General features: G+C 71.7%; 18 protein-coding genes and 2 tRNA genes. 2 read left to right on the top strand and 18 right to left on the bottom strand.

Annotated features, from left to right (window positions below):
* Window positions 1-13: 13 nt before the first annotated feature.
* The 7 genes from A1QA_RS0107810 to nadD all read right to left on the bottom strand — a co-directional run bounded on the left by A1QA_RS0107810 (window position 14) and on the right by nadD (window position 5,246).
* Window positions 14-916, bottom strand: a complete 903-nt coding sequence (locus A1QA_RS0107810; RefSeq protein ID WP_017178351.1) for a hypothetical protein — start codon at window positions 914-916, stop codon at window positions 14-16.
* Window positions 917-1,202: 286 nt separating this feature from the next.
* Window positions 1,203-1,275, bottom strand: a tRNA-Ala gene (locus A1QA_RS0107805).
* Window positions 1,276-1,310: 35 nt separating this feature from the next.
* A tRNA-Ala gene (locus A1QA_RS0107800) sits at window positions 1,311-1,383 on the bottom strand.
* A 112-nt stretch (window positions 1,384-1,495) separates the two neighbouring features.
* Window positions 1,496-2,164 carry a histidine phosphatase family protein gene (locus A1QA_RS0107795; protein ID WP_017178350.1) on the bottom strand — a complete coding sequence of 223 codons (669 nt, stop codon included), beginning with the start codon at window positions 2,162-2,164 and terminating at the stop codon, window positions 1,496-1,498.
* Window positions 2,165-2,176: 12 nt separating this feature from the next.
* The gene (gene rsfS / locus A1QA_RS0107790) at window positions 2,177-2,590 is read right to left on the bottom strand and encodes a ribosome silencing factor (RefSeq protein WP_017178349.1); all 414 of its coding nucleotides are present in this window, start codon (window positions 2,588-2,590) and stop codon (window positions 2,177-2,179) included.
* Window positions 2,591-2,662: 72 nt separating this feature from the next.
* Window positions 2,663-4,543: a hypothetical protein gene (locus A1QA_RS0107785; RefSeq protein WP_017178348.1), complete on the bottom strand. Its 1,881-nt coding sequence runs from the start codon at window positions 4,541-4,543 to the stop codon at window positions 2,663-2,665.
* Window positions 4,524-5,246 carry a nicotinate-nucleotide adenylyltransferase gene (gene nadD, locus A1QA_RS0107780; protein ID WP_017178347.1) on the bottom strand — a complete coding sequence of 241 codons (723 nt, stop codon included), beginning with the start codon at window positions 5,244-5,246 and terminating at the stop codon, window positions 4,524-4,526. Before nadD ends, A1QA_RS0107785 begins: the two co-directional genes overlap by 20 nt.
* Before the next feature lie 303 nt (window positions 5,247-5,549).
* Here nadD and A1QA_RS0107775 point away from each other — a divergent pair, with 303 nt between their 5' ends.
* Entirely contained in the window at window positions 5,550-6,326 is a 777-nt protein-coding gene (locus A1QA_RS0107775; protein ID WP_017178346.1) for a DeoR/GlpR family DNA-binding transcription regulator, read from the top strand.
* A 16-nt stretch (window positions 6,327-6,342) separates the two neighbouring features.
* Here A1QA_RS0107775 and A1QA_RS0107770 read toward each other — a convergent pair whose 3' ends face one another.
* The gene (locus tag A1QA_RS0107770) at window positions 6,343-7,698 is read right to left on the bottom strand and encodes a glutamate-5-semialdehyde dehydrogenase (RefSeq protein WP_017178345.1); all 1,356 of its coding nucleotides are present in this window, start codon (window positions 7,696-7,698) and stop codon (window positions 6,343-6,345) included.
* Window positions 7,699-8,039: 341 nt separating this feature from the next.
* Between A1QA_RS0107770 and A1QA_RS15920 the strand changes: the two genes are divergently transcribed.
* Window positions 8,040-8,723, top strand: a complete 684-nt coding sequence (locus A1QA_RS15920) for a hypothetical protein (protein ID WP_154652324.1) — start codon at window positions 8,040-8,042, stop codon at window positions 8,721-8,723.
* 1 nt (window position 8,724) lies between these two features.
* On the opposite strand, the gene proB is transcribed toward A1QA_RS15920, so the two are convergent.
* The 10 genes from proB to A1QA_RS14025 form a co-directional block, all read right to left on the bottom strand.
* A complete protein-coding gene (gene proB / locus A1QA_RS0107755) occupies window positions 8,725-9,855 on the bottom strand; it encodes a glutamate 5-kinase (protein ID WP_017178342.1) in 1,131 nt (376 codons plus the stop codon).
* Window positions 9,852-11,456: a GTPase ObgE gene (obgE, locus tag A1QA_RS0107750; protein WP_017178341.1), complete on the bottom strand. Its 1,605-nt coding sequence runs from the start codon at window positions 11,454-11,456 to the stop codon at window positions 9,852-9,854. The genes proB and obgE overlap by 4 nt, the downstream gene beginning before the upstream one ends.
* Window positions 11,457-11,586: 130 nt before the next feature.
* Window positions 11,587-11,844 carry a 50S ribosomal protein L27 gene (gene rpmA / locus A1QA_RS0107745; protein WP_017178340.1) on the bottom strand — a complete coding sequence of 86 codons (258 nt, stop codon included), beginning with the start codon at window positions 11,842-11,844 and terminating at the stop codon, window positions 11,587-11,589.
* A gap of 51 nt (window positions 11,845-11,895) precedes the next feature.
* Window positions 11,896-12,216, bottom strand: a complete 321-nt coding sequence (gene rplU, locus A1QA_RS0107740; protein ID WP_043508380.1) for a 50S ribosomal protein L21 — start codon at window positions 12,214-12,216, stop codon at window positions 11,896-11,898.
* Between the two features lie 221 nt (window positions 12,217-12,437).
* A complete protein-coding gene (locus A1QA_RS0107735; protein ID WP_017178338.1) occupies window positions 12,438-13,142 on the bottom strand; it encodes a TlpA family protein disulfide reductase in 705 nt (234 codons plus the stop codon).
* Window positions 13,135-14,073: a c-type cytochrome biogenesis protein CcsB gene (ccsB, locus tag A1QA_RS0107730; RefSeq protein ID WP_017178337.1), complete on the bottom strand. Its 939-nt coding sequence runs from the start codon at window positions 14,071-14,073 to the stop codon at window positions 13,135-13,137. The genes A1QA_RS0107735 and ccsB overlap by 8 nt, the downstream gene beginning before the upstream one ends.
* Window positions 14,066-15,724, bottom strand: a complete 1,659-nt coding sequence (gene resB, locus A1QA_RS14030; RefSeq protein WP_017178336.1) for a cytochrome c biogenesis protein ResB — start codon at window positions 15,722-15,724, stop codon at window positions 14,066-14,068. Before resB ends, ccsB begins: the two co-directional genes overlap by 8 nt.
* A gap of 10 nt (window positions 15,725-15,734) precedes the next feature.
* Entirely contained in the window at window positions 15,735-16,559 is an 825-nt protein-coding gene (locus A1QA_RS0107720; protein ID WP_017178335.1) for a cytochrome c biogenesis CcdA family protein, read from the bottom strand.
* A complete protein-coding gene (locus A1QA_RS0107715; RefSeq protein WP_017178334.1) occupies window positions 16,559-17,515 on the bottom strand; it encodes a tetratricopeptide repeat protein in 957 nt (318 codons plus the stop codon). Before A1QA_RS0107715 ends, A1QA_RS0107720 begins: the two co-directional genes overlap by 1 nt.
* Window positions 17,515-18,951 (bottom strand): ammonia-forming cytochrome c nitrite reductase subunit c552, encoded by a 1,437-nt coding sequence (locus tag A1QA_RS14025; RefSeq protein ID WP_017178333.1) that lies wholly within the window; start codon window positions 18,949-18,951, stop codon window positions 17,515-17,517. The genes A1QA_RS0107715 and A1QA_RS14025 overlap by 1 nt, the downstream gene beginning before the upstream one ends.
* Between the last annotated feature and the right edge of the window lie 4 nt (window positions 18,952-18,955).

Below are 18,955 nucleotides of genomic sequence, written 5' to 3'. Positions count from 1 at the left end.
CTCTCTGTGGCGCTCAGCGCGGCTGGAAGCGCGCGGGCAGGAGCTCGTCGGCGAGCGCTCCCAGGGCGGGGGCGATCTCGGCCGGGGCGAGGGGCGCTGCGGGAAGGGCGACGAGCACGGTGCGGGTCTCCTCGGCGCCAACATGCATGAGGGTGGCGCCCCAGGGGTCGACGTCGACAACGAGGACCCGCTCGATGAGGCTCCGCGCCACGCCGATGCTGGGGCGCCTCGAGCACAGGGAGCCCGGTGCCTCATCGGCGATGACGGCCTCGCACAGGGCCCGCAGGGACAGGTCTCCGAGGGATCGCACGGCCTCGTGGGCGTCGAGGACCTCCAGCGGTGACCACGCGGCCTGAAGTATCGCGGCCTCCTCGTCGCCGTGGCCGGCGAGGTCCTCCACCATGTGGCGGGAGACGCCGTCGGGCCCGTGAAGGATGACGCGGCTCCCCTGGACCAGTGCGAGGCGCGCCCCGGGGGTGCGGGCGAGCTCGCTGACGCGGCCGAGGGGGTCCTCCCCCGTGATGGCGCAATGGCACACGGGCGTGGCGCACTCGGCGAGGACGGTCTCGACCCAGTTGGCGGGGACCCAGCGCAGGGTTCCCAGGACATGGGCGCTGGCGGCGGTGACGCGGATGCCGGGCTCGGAGGCGTCGAGGACGATGTCGAGGCGGACGTCGACGAGCCGGTCGTCCGGGGCGTCGGCCAGAGGCGTCCCGGGCTGGGGGCGGATGGCGATGAGGATGAGCCCATCGACGTCGAGCGCGTGGGCGACATAGGCGCCCGCTCCGGAGGGGTCGAGCCTGTAGGCGCTCACGGTGGCGCTTCCGGCACCCGCGAGGAGCCTGCGGGCCGTGCGGCGCGCGCGCTCGTCGATGCCGGGCACGCCGGTGGGCTGGTGCTCGTGGGCTGGGCTCATGCCGTCTCCTCCATCAGGCGGTCGGGAGGGGCGCTCCCAGGCGCCCTCACGCCACAGGTGAGGCTACCCTCAGAGGGTGGGGGTGTGTCGAGCCCGCTCGCCGCGAGGGCGGGTATCGAGCGATCGCTCAACCGCATGAGCGGCGGGGTCGAGGGAGCACAGCGACGGCGTCGGCGATGATCGGCGGGGAAACCGTGGGGATCAGTGGATCGAGCCGAGGAGCGGTGCTCGACCTGTGGGCTCGGAACCGGTTTCGATCATGATATCGACCGGTCTCGGTGAGGGGTGGAGCTAGGGGGATTCGAACCCCCGACCTCTTCCATGCCATGGAAGCGCGCTACCAACTGCGCCATAGCCCCGAAGGAATATCCGCTCGGCTGAGCCGATCGGATCGTGGAGCTAGGGGGATTCGAACCCCCGACCTCTTCCATGCCATGGAAGCGCGCTACCAACTGCGCCATAGCCCCTCACGGGCGCCACCCCGCTGGGCGACGCGGATAACTCTATGGACTCGCGGGCCCCTGGGGCAAATCCGCCGCGCGTGTGCTGGCTCACCGAGCAGCGCCGAAGCGCCGGGCGTCAGGGCAGCAGCGCCGTCGGAGCAGCACCGGCGTTCCAGTCCACGAGCTCCCAGCCGGGATCGCGATGGGAGGAGCGCAGCCGGGCCCAGTGGGCGTTGTCCAGGCCCCGCAGCCCGAACCAGGTGGACGCGTCCATGCCGAGCAGCGCCGTCGTGCCCTGGGTGATGGCCGATCCGTGCGCGACGACGATGAGCGGCCCCTCCCCCGTGGTCGCGGCGAGGCTCCTGACGGCGTCGCTGAAGCGCTGGCCCACGGCGCGACGGGGCTCGACCTCCACCCCTTGGGGGTCATGGCCGGTGCGCCACACGGCGTAGGCATCGGGCCAGCCCTTCTCGATCTCCTCGGCGGTGAGCCCCTCCCACATGCCGAAGTCGCGCTCGGCGAGGCCTGGGTGGGTCGTCACCTCCGCGGCCAGGCGGACGGCCAGGGCCTGCGCCGTGGCGCGTGCCCTGGACAGAGGCGAGGAGACGATCTGGCACGGCGCCGGCGCCCCGCCACCCGGCCCGGTCGCGGCGACGAGGGAGCCCAGGTAGTCCTCCAGTCTCTCGGCGCCGGCCTCGGCCTGCGCCTGGCCGGTGGCGTTGAGGGGGATATCGACCCGGCCCTGGACGCGGCCCCCCAGGTTGTAGTCGGTCTGCCCGTGGCGCCAGAGGATGACGTTGGTCATGGCGGTGCCGGCTCAGTCGCGGGCCCCGGGGGCCCGCGTCGCCTGGGCGGCCTCGGCGATCTCCGCGAGCTCTGCCGGGAGGGGGATGACGGGGCAGTCCTTCCAGAGGCGCTCCAGGGCGTAGTACTCCCGGTCCTCGTCCTGCTGGACGTGGATCATGACCTCGTCGTAGTCCAGGAGCACCCAGTGCGCCTCCTCGAAGCCCTCGCGCATCCGGCGCTTGGCGCCGGCGCGGGCCATGGCCTCCTCGACGGCGTCGACGATCGCCCTCACCTGCCGGTCATTACTGCCGGAGAGCACGAGGAAGACGTCGGTGAGCGCGAGGCGCTCGGAGACGTCGATCGCGATGATCTCCTCCGCCTTCTTCTCAGCGGCCGCGCGCGCGGCGGCGATCGCCAGCTCGACGGCGCGTTCGGTCGCGGCCATGGGGCTCCTTCTGGGGTGGGATATGACGATGGCCTGACCTGGCCGCGCGATGGCCTCACGGCCGGCGCGCGATCAGGTCAGGAGGGGGGTCCAGGTGGGCATCGCCTCGGCGTTGACGGAGGAACCGCCGAACTGCGTGACGACGAACCAGATGACGATGAGGACGACCGCCGCGAGGATGAAGGCGAGGAGGATCGCGAGTGTCCGGCGGCTCGCCGGCGATCCCGAGGAATCCTTGTCCGCTCGCGTGACGTCCTCCCAGGACTCCGTCGAGGGCTGGGCCCCGAGGGACGGCTGGCTGGGCTTCGGCTCGGATGCCGCGGGTGCCGCCGGAGCGGAGGGCTCGTTGTAGCCGCCATAGGCGCCGTAGGGCGAGGGGACGACATAGCCCGAGTCCCCCACTGGAGCATCCCTGAGGTCCGCGGGCACCCGGGTGACCACGGTGTCGGCGGGGCCGGCCGGGATACTGGGCGCGGAGGCCTCCGCCTCGAGCGGGGCCTCGTCCCCGGAGCGCAGGGCGCGCCATTGAGGGGAGTCGATCCCATCGAAGTCCTCATCGACGGGCTGGACCGAGCTGAGCTTGCCGGTGCTGGAGTTCACCGTCCGGACGCCCTGGGCGGCCGCCGGGATGCGCACGATCGGCCTGCGGAGCGCGCTGGGCGCGGAGGGCTCGGCCGTCGCGCTCTCGGCCGGGGCGGCAGTGGCGCTCCCCTGCTCCGGCGCCGGGGAGGCCTCGGCCTGCGGGGCCCTGAGCGGCGAGCCGTCGCGCGCGGTCGTCCGCCAGGTGGGCTCGTTGCCCTGGCCGGCCTCAGGGGGCTGCCATCCGCGCCGCGGCTGGGGCGAGGCGGCCTGCTGGGCGCTGGCCGAGGAGCCCGGGGAGGCCGACGAGTCAGTCTGGGAGCCCCGGTCCATGAGCGAGCGCCGCGACAGGGGCGTCGACGGGCTCTGCGCGCCGCCGCCAGTGCCCAGGCCTCCCGACGCCGGCCGGGCGCCTCCGTCGGCCGTCCGCGGGCCGTCCTGGATGAGCGGGAGGTCGGAGGCGGGAAGGACCCCGGTCTCCACCTCGGAGATCTCGGCGACCTGGTCCGCGCTCAGCGAGCCACCGGCTGAGCCGATCTGCTGCTCGTGCCCCGACGGCGCGCCCTGCGCGCGCGGGAGAGCGTGGGATGCGGGGGAGCCAGAGGACTCAGAGGATGCCGGCGCTGCTTCACCGGCGTCGTCGTGCGGCCTCGGAGTCGGATCGGTGGTCCCGCCCATGGCGGCGGAGGAGGTTCCGGGAGGGGCGACCTGGGGGCTGGCGTACCAGGCGCGCACCCAGGGGAGCTCCGCGACCTCGGCGGAGCCCTCGTGGCCGGCCGCGGGCCCCTCGGCCTGGGAGGCCGCCGCGTGGCTCGTGCGCCCCTGGTGCTCATCAGCGGGCGCTGAGCGATCGGAGGAGGAGCCGCCGGCCCCGGTGGAGGAGGTGGACGAGCCGGAGCTGTACTGCCAGGAGTCGACCCCGGCGGAGGAGGTCCCCCTCACCGCCGACCCGGCCGGCTCGGCGACCACGCCGCCCCCTGGGGTCGCGACGGGCTTGTCGGGGCGCTCAGAGCCCGAGCTGTGCCCGACGCCGAGCGCGCCCTCCGAGGCGGAGTAGTCGTGGGCCCCATCCGCGGCCTCTGCTGAGGAGGCGGCCGAGGATGAGGAGATCGTGATGTTGTGCTCGTCGGCCAGCGGGTCCTGGAGGGCGCGGGCCTGCTCGATGGTGATCTCGCCCGCGGCGACGGCGGCGCGCAGCGCCTCGGCCTCCTCGCGCAGGCGCTTCATCTCCCTGCGGGTCAGAAGGGGCTGCTGACCGGTGAGGATCGCCTCGCGCTCCGCCTCCCGCTCCGCCTGCCGGATGGACCGGCGGCTGCTGTGGTCGTGGTCGCCTGTCGAATCGGATGTCGTGGCGTCAGTGGGCTCCGGGCTCACCGTCGTTCTCCTTCCTGAGCGACTGCTCTCGCGCGACGCGTGCGGTCATCGACGTCGTCGATGACGCCCGCCCGGCCCTACGGTAGAGGCCGTACTTGCGAATGTACTGAACCACCCCGTCGGGCACGAGGTACCACACGGGGCCCCCGTCGCTCACTCGCTCACGGCAGTCCGTTGATGAGATGCTCATCGCGGGGACCTCCATGAGGGAGACCCTGTCCTCTGGCAGGCCCATATCCGTCAGAACGTGGCCCGGTCGGGTCACGCCCACGAGTTGGGCGAGCTCAAAGATCTCTTCGTTGTCCTTCCATGTGAGGATCTGCGCGAGTGCGTCGGCTCCGGTGATGAAGTAGAGCGCGGCGCCAGGGTATTTCGCGGCGATGTCATGCAGGGTGTCGATCGTGTACGTGGTGCCACCGCGGTCGATATCGACCCGGGACACGGTGAACCGCGGGTTGGAGGCGGTCGCGATGACCGTCATGAGGTAGCGGTGCTCCGCGGGAGAGACTCGGCGGTCCTTCTTGAAGGGCTGCGTCGCCGTCGGGACGAAGATCACCTCATCGAGGTCGAAGGCGTGCTGGACCTCGCTCGCTGCCACCAGGTGCCCGTGGTGAATGGGATCGAAGGTCCCGCCCATGATGCCGATGCGCAACTGGCGCGACGCTCCTTGCGCCACGCCCGCCTCACCAGCGCTCTTGGGCACGAATACTCCTTCGGTCGGTCCCGCGCGTACACACGGGATGCCCCCATCCTGCCATGACGCGCACAATTCGGGGGCCTTCGCCACACGCGCCATTGCGTCTCGTGGGATTCCCCTCAGATCTTGAGCCGCGTGCCGCACGCGTGCTACGCGTCAGGCAGTGCCATCATTCTTCGTATTCCTGAGCCGGGACGCCTCGCACTCGCGTCCCGGCATCGCCACAACCTGCCGCGACCAGCCGCCAGAGAATCCCTCGTCCGGGCCCGCGCGGCCCGCTGGGGCCTGACGAGCCGAGGAGGAGCCTCCATGTCCAGGCACGAACGACTCTCCGCGATCCTGGGGATCGTCGTCGAGGAGGGCGGAGTCCACATCGACGACATCGTCTCGCGCCTCGGCGTCTCCGCGGCCACCGCCCGGCGCGACCTCGACCTGCTCGCGAACCAGCAGCTCCTCACCCGAACGCGCGGCGGCGCCTCGGCCAACCCGACCTCCGCGCAGCTCCCCCTGCGCTACCGCACCTCCCGGATGGCCGATGAGAAGACCAGGATCGCCCGCGCGGCCGCGGCCATGGTCTGCCCGGGGGACACCGTCGGCCTCAACGGCGGAACCACGACGACGGAGGTGGCCCGCGAGATCGCCCTCCTGGAGGGCGCCACCGCCCCCGACCATCCGGTCACCGTGGTGACCAATGCGGTCAATATCGCCTCAGAGCTCACCGTGCGCCAGGGTGTGCGCGTGGTGGTCACCGGGGGCGTGGCACGCGCGCGCTCCTATGAGCTCACCGGCCCGCTGGCCGAGCTCATCCTCCCCCAGATCACCATCGGCACGCTGTTCCTCGGCGTCGAGGGGATCGACGCCCAGGGCGCCTACGCGCAGCACGAGGGCGAGGCGGCGGTCGGCGCCGCATTCGTGCGCTGCGCCCGGCGCGTCGTGGTCGTCACCGATCACACGAAGCTGGGCGAGGCGGCCTTCGCCCTCATCTGCCGGGCTGATCGCATCGACGCGGTGCTGACAGACTCCGGCGCGGCGCCCGAGCAGGTCGAGCCCCTGCGGCGGGCCGGCATCGAGGTCATCACCGTGTGAGGGGGCGTGAGGAGGCTCAGGGCCTCACGTGGCCGTCGCCCTCCACCACCCATGTGGTCGTCGTCAGCTCGGCCAGGCCCATGGGGCCGCGGGCGTGGAGCTTCTGGGTGGAGATCCCGAGCTCGGCGCCCAGGCCGAGCTGGCCGCCATCGGTGAAGCGGGTGGAGGCGTTGACCATCACCGCCGCCGAGTCCATGGAAGCGATGAAGCGGTTGATGACGGCCGCGTCCTGGGCGAGGACCGCCTCGGTGTGCCCGGTGGTGTAGCGGCGGATGTGGCTGATCGCCGTCTCGAGGTCATCGACGACCCGGACGGCCAGGTCCAGGGAGCCGTACTCGGTCCCCCAGTCCTCCTCGTCAGCGGCGACGAGAAGGGACTCGGCGCCCGCCTCGGCGGAGGGACCGGCGAGGATGCCGCGGGCGGGCTCATCGGCGTGGAGGGTCGTACCGCGCTCCCAGAGGGCCCGGGCGGCGGCAGGGAGGTAGCCCTCCGCGACGGCTCGGTGGACGAGCAGCGTCTCGGCGGCGTTGCAGACACCGACGCGCTGCGTCTTGGCGTTGACGATGATCTCCACCGCCGACTCGAGATCAGCGCTCGCGTCGACGTACACGTGGCAGTTGCCCGAGCCGGTCTCGATGACCGGGACAGAGGAGTTCTCGACGACGGCGCGGATGAGTCCCGCGCCCCCTCGCGGCACGAGCACGTCGATATACCCCCGGGCGCGCATGAGGGCCTGGGCGCCCTGACGGCCAGCGGGGTCGATGGTGACCACGAGGTCCGCGGGCAGTCCCTGGGCGGTGAGGGAGGATCGGAGCACCTCGACGATCGCGGCGTTGCTCCGCTCGGCCGCGCTGCCGCCGCGCAGGACGACGGCGTTGCCGGACTTGACCGCGAGGGCGGCGACATCCACCGTGACGTTGGGCCTGGCCTCGTAGATCATGCCGACGACGCCCATGGGGACACGGAGCCTGCGCACCCTCAGCCCGTTGGGCATGGTGGAGCCGTCGACGACCTGGCCCACGGGATCGGGCAGGGCCGCGATCTCCTCCACGGAGGCGGCGATCTGCTCGATCCGGACCTCATCGAGGGCGAGGCGGTCGATGAGCCCCTCCTTCATGCCGGCCTCGCGGGCGGCCGCCAGGTCCTCCTCATTGGCCGCGAGGACGCGCCCGCTCTGGGCCCGCAGGGCTGATGCCATCGCCTGCAGGGCCTCGTCCTTGACCGCCCGGGTCGCCCCGGTGAACTCGCGCTGCGCCGAGCGCGCCGCCTGGGCGACCTGGCGGACGTAGGCCTCGGCGCCCGCCTCGGCGGAGGGGGCCGGGGCGGCCGCCTGGGTGGCGGTGGTGGGCTGGGTGGACCGCGTCGTCGTCATGAGAACACCCTACGGTCCACGGGCAAGCGCGCGAGTGGGCAGAACAATGAGTGAGAGGGGCCGGCCCCCTGCCGGCCAGCCCCACTAGCCCACATCCCAGTGAGCGGTCAGCGGTGGGCCCCGCGCTGGCCCTGAGAGGGCTGCGCGCTGGCCCTGTCCTGGCATTGAGGCGGACCTGGGCGGTATTCGCCCTGGGCAGGGGGGCCTTGTCGCGGTAGACTCCTGCGAAACCCGGCCGCGCTATGGCGCTGCCGGTGCCCTCCGGCTCTCCATCCTCGTGCCATCACCACCGCTCGTGGTGCGAAGGCGCGCTCCTACCCAGTCTCCCGAGGAGTCAGCACATGAGACCTCGCCGTCGCGCGTCGTACTGCGCCATGGCGCTCGCGATCCTCGCGCCGCTGGCGGCCTGCCAGAGCACCCCGGCCGATGACGGCGGGCGCCCCGGTGGGGCCTCGCCCTCGCCCGAGCCGACGATCGTCGTCCCGCCGGGCGCGGCCGGTGGAGGCCGGCCAGCGGTCGGGCCGTCCGCGAGCGCTGGAGCCAGTCGCGCGCCATCCTCGATCCAGCCGGAGGCGGAGCCGACCGCGGCGAGCGCCAGCGCGGGCCCCAGCGGTTCCCCAGACCGTCCCTCCTCCGCGGCCGCTGAGCAGGCCTCGCCGGCCCCGTCGGCCCAGGCCACGGAGAACCGCGCCTCGACGGAGGCCTCGATGAGCTCGGAGAAGGGAGCGCTGGAGTCCGCGCTCAGCGGCGCCACCTTCACGATCTCCCAGGCCTCCTCGCCCGAGTGCGTCGGGCTCGAGGCCACGTTCAACGCCGACCACACCTATGTCGGCTCCGCCGTCACCAGTGCCGCGGCGTCCTGCCTGCCGGAGTACGACGGCTGGGAGATCGGCCAGGATTCCCACGGCTTCACGATCACGAATCGCGACGGGAGCCTCTTCGTGGCTCGCTCCATCACCCGCGGCGCCGATGGCTCCATCGTCCTGGAGCGCTCCGAGGGCACCCTCACCCTCACGCGGAAGTGACTCAGCCCGCCAGGCGCGGCAGCTCGGCCAGGTCGTCGCGATGGACGACGGGCGCGAGGTGGTCCGGCATCGGCGCTCCACCGCTGCGGGCGTCGAGGACCTCCTCGATCTCAGTCGAGGCGTAGCGGCAGATCCCCCGGGCGACGGGTCCCGCTGGCCCGACCACCTCGACGACGGCGCCGGACTCGAACTCGCCGGTGATCCCCACGACGCCGGGCAGGAGGAGTGATTTCTTGCCCACGGTGAGGGCCTGGGCCGCACCGGCGTCGATGAGCACGCGGCCCTCGACCCGGGAGGCGTGCGCCATCCACAGCCGCCGGCTGGGCCGGTGGGGGCCGGTGGGGTCGAACCAGGTGCCGAGGTCCCCCGGTACTCCCCCGGGCCCGAGGAGGCGGGCGGCGTCATCGGCCGAGGCGATGATCGTCGCGGTCCCGGAGGCGCAGGCGATGGTGGCGGCCTGGGCCTTCGTGCGCATCCCACCGGTGCCCAGGGCCGAGCCCGAGCCGGTGACGTCGACGTCGGCCAGGCTCGCCCCGCCGGGCACGTAGCGGATGGGCTCGGCGCCGGGCGTGCCCGGGCGGGCGGTCCACATGCCGTCGACGTCTGTGAGGAGGACGAGGACATCGGCGGTGACCAGGTGGGCGACGAGCGCGGCCAGGTGGTCGTTGTCCCCCAGGTTGAACTCCGTGGTGGCCACGGCGTCGTTCTCGTTGATGATCGGCACGGTGCCCAGGTCGAGGAGGGTGTCGAAGGTGGCGCGCACGGTCCGGTAGTGGCTGCGCACGGCCACGTCCTGAGCGGTGAGGAGCACCTGGGCGACGACGACCCCGTAGTTGCTCATCGCCGTCTGCCAGCGGGCCATGAGGTGGCTCTGGCCCACCGAGGCGGCGGCTGCGAGCATGCTGAGGTCGTCGGGGCGGCGCTCGATCCCCAGCGGGGGCAGGCCGGCGGCGACCGCGCCGGAGGAGACGAGCACGACGTCGTGGCCGCGCCGCCTCATGCCCGCCACGAGCTTGGCGAGCACATCGATGCGGTTGAGGTCGAGCCCGCCGTCGTCACGGGTGAGGGAGGAGGAGCCCACCTTGATGACGACGCGGGAGCCCTCGGGGAGCGCCGTGGGGCGCGCGCTCACGAGTCCGCCCCGTCGTCGCCGCCCCCGCGGGGCCACGAGGAGGCGTCGGTCCAGATGCCCTCGGCGGCCTCGTCCCGCAGCTCCTGGCGGGCGGCCTCCTTGGCGTCCATCCGCTCGTGGTACTGCTCGCGGCGCTCGGCGTTCGTGCGCCGGTGGTAGTCCTCGACGCGCGTGTCGGTCCCCCGCGCGCCGAGGAGCTCGGCCCCGGTGGTCATGGTGGGCTCCCAGGTGAACAGGACGCCGCCGTCGATCTCGCCGATGAGCACGGCGTCCCCGGCGCGCGCGCCTGCCTTGACGAGCAGGTCCTCGACTCCCCCGGTGGCCAGGCGGTCGGCGAGGTAGCCGACTGCCTCGTTGTTGGAGAAGTCGGTCTGGAGGATCCAGCGCTCGGGCTTGTCCCCCCGCACCTGGTACACGCGCCCCTCGGCGGGGTGGTTGATGGGCCGCACGACGGCGATGTCCTCCTTGCCGCGCCGCCCGACGGCGGCCGGCCGGATGACCGGGCGGGCGGCCTCGCGCGCCTGGGCGAGCTCGGCGGCCGAGGCGGGCTGGGCCTCCCGGGCTGCGCGCACCCGCTCGGCCAGCGCGAAGGAGAGCTCGCGCAGGCCGGTGTGGGCCACCGCGGAGATCGTGAAGACCGGCAGGCCGCGGGCGGCGATATCGGCGGTGACGAACTCGGCGAGCTCGGCGGCGTCGGGGACGTCGGCCTTGTTGAGGACGACGACGCGCGGGCGGTCCATCAGCGGCACTCGACCGGTCAGGAGCGGGTCGTTGTCATCGCCGAGGCGCTCGGAGTAGGCGGCGAGCTCGGCCTCGATGGTGTCCAGGTCGCTGAGCGGATCCCGGCCGGGCTCCAGGGTGGCGCAGTCCAGGACGTGCACGATGACGGCGCAGCGCTCGATGTGCCGCAGGAACTCCAGGCCCAGGCCCTTGCCCTCGCTCGCCCCGGGGATGAGGCCTGGGACGTCGGCGATCGTGTAGCGGGTGTCCCCCGCCTCCACGACGCCGAGGTTGGGGACGAGCGTGGTGAAGGGGTAGTCGGCGATCTTGGGGCGGGCAGCGCTCATGGCGGCGATGAGGGAGGACTTGCCGGCGCTCGGGTAGCCGACGAGCGCGACGTCGGCGATGGTCTTGAGCTCGAGGGTGACGTCGAGGACCTGGCCGGGCTCGCCGAGGAGGTGGAAGCCGGGGGCTCGCCTCTTGGAGCTGGCCAGGGAGAAGTTGCCGCGCCCGCCGGTGCCGCCCTGGGCGACGACGACGCGCGCGTCGGGGCCCACGAGGTCCGCCAGGACGCGCCCCTCGGCGTCCTTGACCACGGTGCCCTCGGGGACGGGCAGGACGAGGTCCTTGCCGTCGACGCCGCGGCGCCAGTCGCCCATGCCCGGGGTGCCCTTCCCGGCGCTGCGGTGCGGGGAGCGGTGGTAGCTCAGCAGCGTGGTGGTCCGGGGGTCGACGGCGAGGATGACGTCGCCGCCGTGCCCGCCGTCGCCGCCGTCGGGGCCCGCGAGGGGCTTGAACTTCTCCCGGTGGATGGAGGTGCAGCCGTCACCGCCGTCGCCCCCGGCGACGTGGAGGACCACTCGATCGATGAAACTGGGCATGGTCTCTCCTCGCGGGTAGGGCCGGGGTGGTTGGGGGCCGGGACGGGCGCCGCGGCCCGGTCCCGGGAACGGCGCGAGGGCGGACGGCCGAAGCCGTTCGCCCTCGCGAAAGTCCGGGTGCGCGCGAGGCTCAGGCCTCGGGGAGCACGACGTTGACGACCCTGCGGCCGCGGTGGGTGCCGAACTCGACATTGCCGGCGGCGGTGGCGAACAGGGTGTCGTCGTTGCCGCGGCCCACGTTGTTGCCGGGGTGGAAGTGGGTGCCGCGCTGGCGGACGATGATCTCGCCGGCCTTGACGAACTGGCCGCCGTAGCGCTTCACGCCGAGGCGCTGGGCGTTCGAGTCACGGCCGTTGCGGGAGGAACCAAGACCCTTCTTGTGTGCCATCTCAGGCTTCTCTCTCTCTTGACTGGTGCGATTCTTCGGTGGCGCTGGGCGTCACTTGATCGCGGTGACCTTGACGGCCGTGAGCTGGGCGCGGTGGCCCTGGCGCTTGCGGAAGCCGGTCTTGTTCTTGAACTTGAGGATGTTGATCTTGGGGCCCTTCTCGTCGCCGACGATCTCGGCCTTGACGGAGGACTTGGCAAGGTCAGCGGCGGAGGCGGTCACCTTGTCGCCGTCCACCAGCATGACGGGGGCGAGGGTGACCTCGTCGCCGATCTCACCGGCAAGCTTGTCGACAACCACGACGTCGCCGACGGAGACCTTCTCCTGACGGCCACCAGCCTTGACGATCGCGTAGACCACGGGAATGCTCATCTCTTCCGAATCTGCGGAGCGCCTCCGGCGGGCCTGATCGGCACGCACCGGGAGGGCGCTCTCCTGGGCAAACGGTGCGACACGCACCGGCTGACTACTTTAGGTGAAAGGCTCCCGGGGCTCCAAGCCCAGGACTGCGGCGAGCCTGTGTTCTTCGGCACGGATGAGCGCACCCCGGGCTGCGCCGGCCCGGCGGGCACGCCCGGCGCAGGCCGGCCGCGCTAGCCGACGAGCGCCTGCACCTGCTCGCGCATCTGGGACTGGGACATCGCACCGACCCGCGTGGCCGCGATCGTGCCGTCGGCGCTGATGAACCAGTGCGCGGGGATGCCGTACACCCCGTAGGCCGAGGAGATCGTGTCATCGGTGTCCACCACGGTGGGGTACGTCAGCCCGAGCCTCTGGGTGTAGTCGGCGACGGTCTGGGTGTTGTCCTGGACGTGGATGGCCACAACCGTCAGCTGGTCCCCGTACTCCTGGGAGATCGCCTGGACATCAGGGGCCTCGGTGCGGCACTCGGTGCACCACGTGGCGCCGAAGAGCAGCCACACCGGCTTGCCCCGAAGCTTGGTGAGGTCCACCGGCTTGCCGTTGATATCCGTGGCGCTGAAGGCGGGGGCCTCCTGGCCCACCTGGGGGGCGGCGCCGCTGGGGGCGTCCGTGGACAGCATCGTCACCCCGCCGTCGCCCTGGCCGGAGCCCGAGGCGGAGGAGTCGTTGGAACGCCATGAGCCGGTCAGCCAGACACCGCCCAGGATGAGCGCCGTGGCCACCGTCAGCACGAGGACATTGGTCAGCCACACCGGCATGCGGCGATGGGCGCGGGGACCGGAGTCCGCGCCCCCGCCCTTCGCCGTCGAGAGCGCGGGGCTCGCCCCGCACTCGTCCAGGAGGGCCTCGTCGTCCCTCTCCTCACGATCAGCCATAGGAGTGCAGCCCTCCGAAGAAGTGGTTTCCGAAGTACGCGAAGAGCACCGCGCTGAATCCGAGGATGAGGAGCCAGGCGCTTCGCGAGCCCTGCCATCCCCTTGTCACCCTGGCATGGAGGTACGCGCCGTAGACCAGCCAGGTCACGAGGGCGGCGGTCTCCTTGGGGTCCCATCCCCAGTAGCGGCCCCAGGCGGTGTTCGCCCAGACGGCGCCCAGGACGGTCATCATGGTCAGCAGGGGGAAGGTGGCGGTGGCGGCCTTGTAGCCGACGTCGTCGAGGACCTCGCGCGAGGGCAGGGACCGGAACCTCTTCAGGTGGGGGTGGAGGAGGTAGAGGATCGCCGCCGCGAAGGACACGCAGGCTGCCCCGTAGGCCAGCACCGCGAAGAACACATGGAGCGTCAGCATGAGGGAGTTGCGCAGCGCGGGGACGAGGGGCTTGATCGCCTTGTCCTGGCTGTTGGCGTAGATGAGCAGGGCGACGACCACCGGGAGGACGACGACGGACAGCCAGCGCACGCGGTAGCGGAACTCGGCGATGAGGTACATGAGCAGGATGCCGAAGGTGAAGGACACCGCGAACTCGTGCTGGTTGGCGAAGGGGCTGTATCCCGAGGCGCTGGTGCGCAGCACCAGGTAGGCGGTGATGAGCACCAGGGCGATCGCCGTGAACCCGGTGGCATACAGCGCGAGCCCCTTGGGCAGGCCCGGCCGTGAGGCGCGCGCCCAGTGGGCCGAGTGGGTCGCGCCGCTCCCCCGCCCCTTGCCATGGGCGGTGTCACCGCGCGCCCCGCCCGCCATGGCGGGGATGGCCTGGGCCCGCGCCCCGCGCCCGGTGAGGACGACGGCGTCGCAGACGACGGCGAGGACGAGGATCGCCATGGCGGAGGTCAGGAGGAACTGACCGATGGAGAGAACATTATTCATGGTCGCTGGGCTCCTTCTCCTTGCTCTCCTTGGCTCTGGTGGCGGGATCGGGGCCCTTGGACCCGGCGTCACTGTCGGGGCCGGCGGGCTCCTCGGACGGGGACGATCCTGCCACGTCGGATGACTCCCCGGGGTCCGGGGGCTCGTCGGAGTCCTCCGACGCCTCAGGAGCGTCCTGCGAGGCGACGGCGTCCTCGATGCGCCCGACGAGCGTGGCGAACATCCGCTCGAAGGTGATGTCGAGGCGCGAGACCGAGCCGAGGCGGACGACGCTGCCCGAGCCATTCTCGCCGTCGGGCTCAACCCTCACCCACAGGCGCCGGTAGGGCATGAGGAAGGTGATCGACATCCCGATCATCAGCAGCGCCGAGGCGATCCACATGATCGGGGTGCCCGGGTCATGGCGGAGGGTGAGGGCCGTGTACTGGCGCTCCCGGTCAAAGGTGACGGTGAGGTCCTCGAGCTGGGCGGCGGTCCCGGCCTCGGCCCGCTGCTCGGACTGGGGGTCGGTGTGGCCATCGGGGGCCAGGGCGAAGATGGCGGTCCCGGGAGCGATCTCGGACATCGCCTGCCCCGAGGCTGGCAGGAACACGTACACCACCCTGCCGTCGGGCAGGTCGACGCGCCCATAGACCTCGGTCTTCCGCGGGGTCTGCCACTGGAGCGGCACGCTGCGCTGGGCGAGGACGGTCCCCGCGGCGTCCGCGATGGTGACATCCGCCGACGTCCCGTAGGAGGCCTGGTGAAGCCTGTAGCCGTCGATTGACATCGGCGAGTTGACCCGCACCTCCTGGCGGGCGACCTCCTCGCCACCGCGCAGGATGCTCAGGTCGGACATGTAGTCCATGGCCTGCCCGGTGTCGGTGTAGGAGTCGGTGAAGGAGTTGGCGCGGACGCTCAGCCCCGTCCCATGGCCGATCTCGACACTGGTTCCGACGGGGACGGTGAGGTCTTCCTCGATGCCCCAGGTGGAGGAGACGACGAACGCGCCCAGGATGAGGACAAAGGCCGTGTGCGCCAGGACGGTGCCGATGCCCGAGCGCGCGTTGCGGTCGGCGTAGAGGCAGTGCTCGGGGTCGCGGTCATCCGGGATCACCCGCCAGCGGGCGCGTCGCAGGGCCTCGCGGGTCTCCTCCAGGGAGCTGTGGACCCCGTGGGCGCTGGGGATGCGCGCGCGGTAGCGGGCCTTGTCGAAGAACCTGGGGGCGACATGCACCCGGGGCTCCTTCTCCCGCTTGACCAGCTCGGGGATGCGGTGGACCGTGCAGGCGATGATGCTCAGGGCGAGCAGCGAGACCACCACGTAGAAGCCGATGGATGTGAAGACGTGGAAGAGGCCCAGCGCGTCGAGGGCCGTCGTCATCTTGCCGAGCGCGGGGCGCCTGGCATTGAGGAACGCCTCCTTGGCCCACGGGTCGGCCAGGACTTCCTTCGTCGCCTGCGGCAGGAGCGAGCCGATGAAGGCGTAGACAGCGAACAGGAGGATGACCGTCAGGCCGAGGGTCTTGGAGTAGAAGAGCCGGTAGAGCCACAGGAACAGCTCGACGACCGGCACATCCCGCTCACCACCGCTGATATCGGGCGCGGTGACCTCGGCCGCCCGCTCAGTGCCTGTCGAGCCCGCGGCGGCCTTGGATTCCTTGTCTGTCATGGAGTCCTCCTCATAGTGGGGTGCTCACGAGGCCGGAGAGCGGCGCCAGCAGGTCCATGTCCATCAGCGCCCCGACGGCGATGAGCAGGATTCCTGAGGCGAGCCGGATGGCGCGGCCGTGGGCGCGCAGCCATGCCGTCCTGGTCGCGGCGCGGTCGATGCCCAGGGCCAGGACGATCACGGGCGCGCCGAGCCCGGCGCAGAACACGATCATGAGCGCGAGTCCCTGCCAGGCGGAGGCGGTTTGCGAGGCGAGCGCGATGATCGCGCCGAGCACCGGGCCGATGCAGGGCGACCAGCCGAGCGCGAAGCCGACGCCCATGAGCAGTGAGCTGGCGGGGGTCGCTCCCCTACCGGGGCGGCCGGTGTCGCCGAGGCCGCCGCCCAGGGCGCGGTCCAGGAGCGCGATGCGCAGCAGCCCGACGGTGTGCAGTCCCATGACAACGAGCAGGGCCCCGCCCACGAGGCGCAGGGTCTGGCGGTGGGGGCCCAGGGCGACGGCGCCGGAGACGATGAGCGCCCACAGCCCCACGAACACGGCGGAGAAGCCGAGGACGAAGGCACTGGCGTTGAGGATGACCCGGGGCGGGGCGGGGCGAGCGGCCTCGCCGCCCCCCGGGCGGGCCAGGGCGACCGCCGCGCCGCCGCCCGCCGGACGACCGAGGTCGCGGCTGGTGATCACGGGGGCGCGGCGCAGTGAGGGGATCTCCGCCGCGGCGGCGCTCCCGCGCCCGGCGAGGTGGGCGAGGAGAGCGGGCACCAGGGGCAGGAAGCAGGGCGAGGCGAAGGCCATGAGGCCCGCGAGCAGAGCGACGGGGATGGAGACGGACGTCATCACTGCCCATTCCCGCTCGAAGCGGCAGGAGTCGCGCCGGAGCCCGGCATGGCGGGATGCCCCGGCGGCATGCCAGCGGAGCCTTGCTGGCCCGCCCCCTGCGAGGCGAGGGTGTCCATATGCGTGCGGGCCTTGCCAGCCAGTTCCGAATCGGGGTCGAGATCGATGACCTTCTGCCAGGCGGCCTTGGAGGCGGCCTCGTCGGGAGAGGAGGTCTGCAGGTGGAGGAAGCCGAGGTCGTACCAGGCCTCCGCCTTGCTCGGGTTCTCGTCGGCGACGCCCTGGATCGTCTCGATCGCCCGGTCGTAGTCCCCAAGACCGGCGTAGGCCTCGCCGAGCCTGATCTTCAGGTCGAGGTTCGTGGGGTCGGCCTTGATCTGCGCCTCGAGACTGGAGATCTCCTCCGCCCACTCCCCCGTGCCCCGCTCGGTGGACTCGGCCCGCGCGCTGGCCATCGCGCCCCCATGGGGCGAGCCGGAGGAGAGTCCCCCGACGTTGCTGTACCAGATCGCTGCCGCGATGCCGAGGATGACCGCGGCGACGAGCGCGATGCGCTCCGCGCTCGACAGGGGCGCCCGCCGCCTCGGCGCGGACTCGGAGTCCTTGTTCTCGCCTTTGCCCCGCTTTGCGCGGCGCGAGGCGAGCTTGGAGCCGATGAGGTCGTCGTCCTCCTCCAGGCCGGCGTAGAAGGCGTCGGACTCGTCCTCGTCCTCCGACTCGGCGGCGCTGGCGCCGCCCGCGACGTCCTCCTGGGAGCTCTTCGACCCGCGCTTCGCGGCGCGCCCGGAGCTGTCCTCCGCGCCGGTCCCAGCATCCTCGGGCTCGTCCTCCGCCCGCAGGAGCGCCTGGCGCTCCTGCGGGCTCAACTCATCGAGAAGCTCGCGGACTCGGCGGACGCGGTCATCATCCGGCGCGGGGGCGTCGCCCCGGGCACCGCTGTCCCCAGCGCCCGCCATCAGTGGCCGCTGCCTTGGGACGTGCCGGTCGCCGCCTTGTCAGACGGGTAGTGCGTGGCATTGGCGGCCGAGACATCAGACTCCTTGAGCTCCTCCTCCGTCTTCCCCGTCAGCGCCAGCCGGCCGTTCTGAGCAGCGTTCTCAGCCTGGTTGATGATCCTCTGCTCGTAGTCCGGGGCGTGGAAGCCGTAGGAGTTCTCGGAGTACACGTAGTCGAGGTAGAAGCTCGCCTTGCGCTGGTACTGCTGGGCCAGCGTGATCGACTCCTGCGAGGTGCCGTTGGTCTTGGCGGCCTCCAGCTCGGTGATGAGGCCGACCAGGGAGTCGAAGGCGCGGTCGCGCGAGGAGATGAAGTTGGACTGGATCGTCCTCACGCGCTTCTCCAGGACGCCGTCGCCGGTCTTGTGGCAGGTGCCGCAGGAGGCGTTGACATCCACCATCGGGGTGGTGACGTGGTGGTTGGAGACCTTGCCGGAGCCCACGCGCTTGTAGTTCATGTGGCAGTCGGCGCATCCGACGCCGTTGGCCGCGTGGACCGAGTTGGACCAGATGTCGAACTCGGGGTGCTGGGCCTTGAGCATGGGCGCCCCGGTCTTCTCATGCGTCCAGTCGGTGAATCCCTGCTCCTGGTAGTAGGAGTAGATGTTGTCGATGTCGATGCCCTTGTCCCAGGGGAAGGTCAGGACCTTGTTGTCCCCCTTGAAGTAGTACTCCACGTGGCACTGGGCGCACACGTAGGTGCGCATCTCCTGGGGGGTGGCGTCCTTGTTGACATTGAAGTCGCTCACGCCCTGGCTGGCCTTGAGGGCTTTGATGCCCCGCATGAACGACGGGCGGGTGACCCGCAGATCCATGGTCTTGGGGTCGTGGCAGTCGATGCAGGCCACCGGGTGCGACACCGAGTCGTCAGAGAGGACCTGCGAGAGCTTCATCGTGCCGGTGGCCTCGAAGCCCGCCTCGCGATCGCCGTTGCCGAGCTTGTCGTAGAGGGCGGGCGCCGAGACGTGGCAGTTGGCGCAGGTGCCGGGCTGCTGGTCCTTGGCATTGCGCAGCGTGTACTGCTGGTCGATCGTGGCGTACTCGTGCCCGCGCGCGTGCCGGTAGTCCACGGCGAAGGCGTAGCCGGCCCACATCTCCTTCAGGCGGGGGTCCTCCTCCAGCTTCTGGGACTTGACCTCCGTGCGGGGGTCGCCCTCGACTGACTGCGGCACCATCGTGCCCGCGTGCTCGGCGGGGGTGAACTCGGCGGTCTTCTTGTAGTCGGCGTACTGGATGGGGTAGTTCTGGCCCCAGACCGCGGGGTCATAGGTGGTCTCGTCGAGCTGCACGACGTTGTAGAAGGCCCGTGAGCCCTCGGCCTGGTGGTTGTTGATGCTCATGAGCAGCATGGTGACGACGAAGGTCGCCCCGGCGACCAGCGCCACGAGCAGCGCCATGGAC

Source organism: Actinomyces timonensis DSM 23838, from assembly GCF_000295095.1.
Taxonomy (GTDB): Bacteria; Actinomycetota; Actinomycetes; order Actinomycetales; family Actinomycetaceae; genus Actinomyces; species Actinomyces timonensis.
This window is presented reverse-complemented; position numbering and strand designations above follow the sequence as displayed.

What these genes read in the sequence shown, in the direction of transcription:
- obgE (WP_017178341.1), bottom strand. Translation starts at nt 11,456, where the DNA reads ATGCCCAGTTTCATCGATCGAGTGGTCCTCCACGTCGCCGGGGGCGAC.
- A1QA_RS0107810 (WP_017178351.1), bottom strand. Translation starts at nt 916, where the DNA reads ATGAGCCCAGCCCACGAGCACCAGCCCACCGGCGTGCCCGGCATCGAC.
- rpmA (WP_017178340.1), bottom strand. Translation starts at nt 11,844, where the DNA reads ATGGCACACAAGAAGGGTCTTGGTTCCTCCCGCAACGGCCGTGACTCG.
- A1QA_RS0107795 (WP_017178350.1), bottom strand. Translation starts at nt 2,164, where the DNA reads ATGACCAACGTCATCCTCTGGCGCCACGGGCAGACCGACTACAACCTG.
- rplU (WP_043508380.1), bottom strand. Translation starts at nt 12,216, where the DNA reads ATGAGCATTCCCGTGGTCTACGCGATCGTCAAGGCTGGTGGCCGTCAG.
- A1QA_RS0107735 (WP_017178338.1), bottom strand. Translation starts at nt 13,142, where the DNA reads ATGGCTGATCGTGAGGAGAGGGACGACGAGGCCCTCCTGGACGAGTGC.
- A1QA_RS0107720 (WP_017178335.1), bottom strand. Translation starts at nt 16,559, where the DNA reads ATGACGTCCGTCTCCATCCCCGTCGCTCTGCTCGCGGGCCTCATGGCC.
- A1QA_RS14025 (WP_017178333.1), bottom strand. Translation starts at nt 18,951, where the DNA reads ATGGCGCTGCTCGTGGCGCTGGTCGCCGGGGCGACCTTCGTCGTCACC.
- A1QA_RS0107770 (WP_017178345.1), bottom strand. Translation starts at nt 7,698, where the DNA reads ATGACGACGACGCGGTCCACCCAGCCCACCACCGCCACCCAGGCGGCC.
- A1QA_RS0107715 (WP_017178334.1), bottom strand. Translation starts at nt 17,515, where the DNA reads ATGGCGGGCGCTGGGGACAGCGGTGCCCGGGGCGACGCCCCCGCGCCG.
- rsfS (WP_017178349.1), bottom strand. Translation starts at nt 2,590, where the DNA reads ATGGCCGCGACCGAACGCGCCGTCGAGCTGGCGATCGCCGCCGCGCGC.
- ccsB (WP_017178337.1), bottom strand. Translation starts at nt 14,073, where the DNA reads ATGAATAATGTTCTCTCCATCGGTCAGTTCCTCCTGACCTCCGCCATG.
- resB (WP_017178336.1), bottom strand. Translation starts at nt 15,724, where the DNA reads ATGACAGACAAGGAATCCAAGGCCGCCGCGGGCTCGACAGGCACTGAG.
- A1QA_RS0107775 (WP_017178346.1), top strand. Translation starts at nt 5,550, where the DNA reads ATGTCCAGGCACGAACGACTCTCCGCGATCCTGGGGATCGTCGTCGAG.
- A1QA_RS15920 (WP_154652324.1), top strand. Translation starts at nt 8,040, where the DNA reads ATGAGACCTCGCCGTCGCGCGTCGTACTGCGCCATGGCGCTCGCGATC.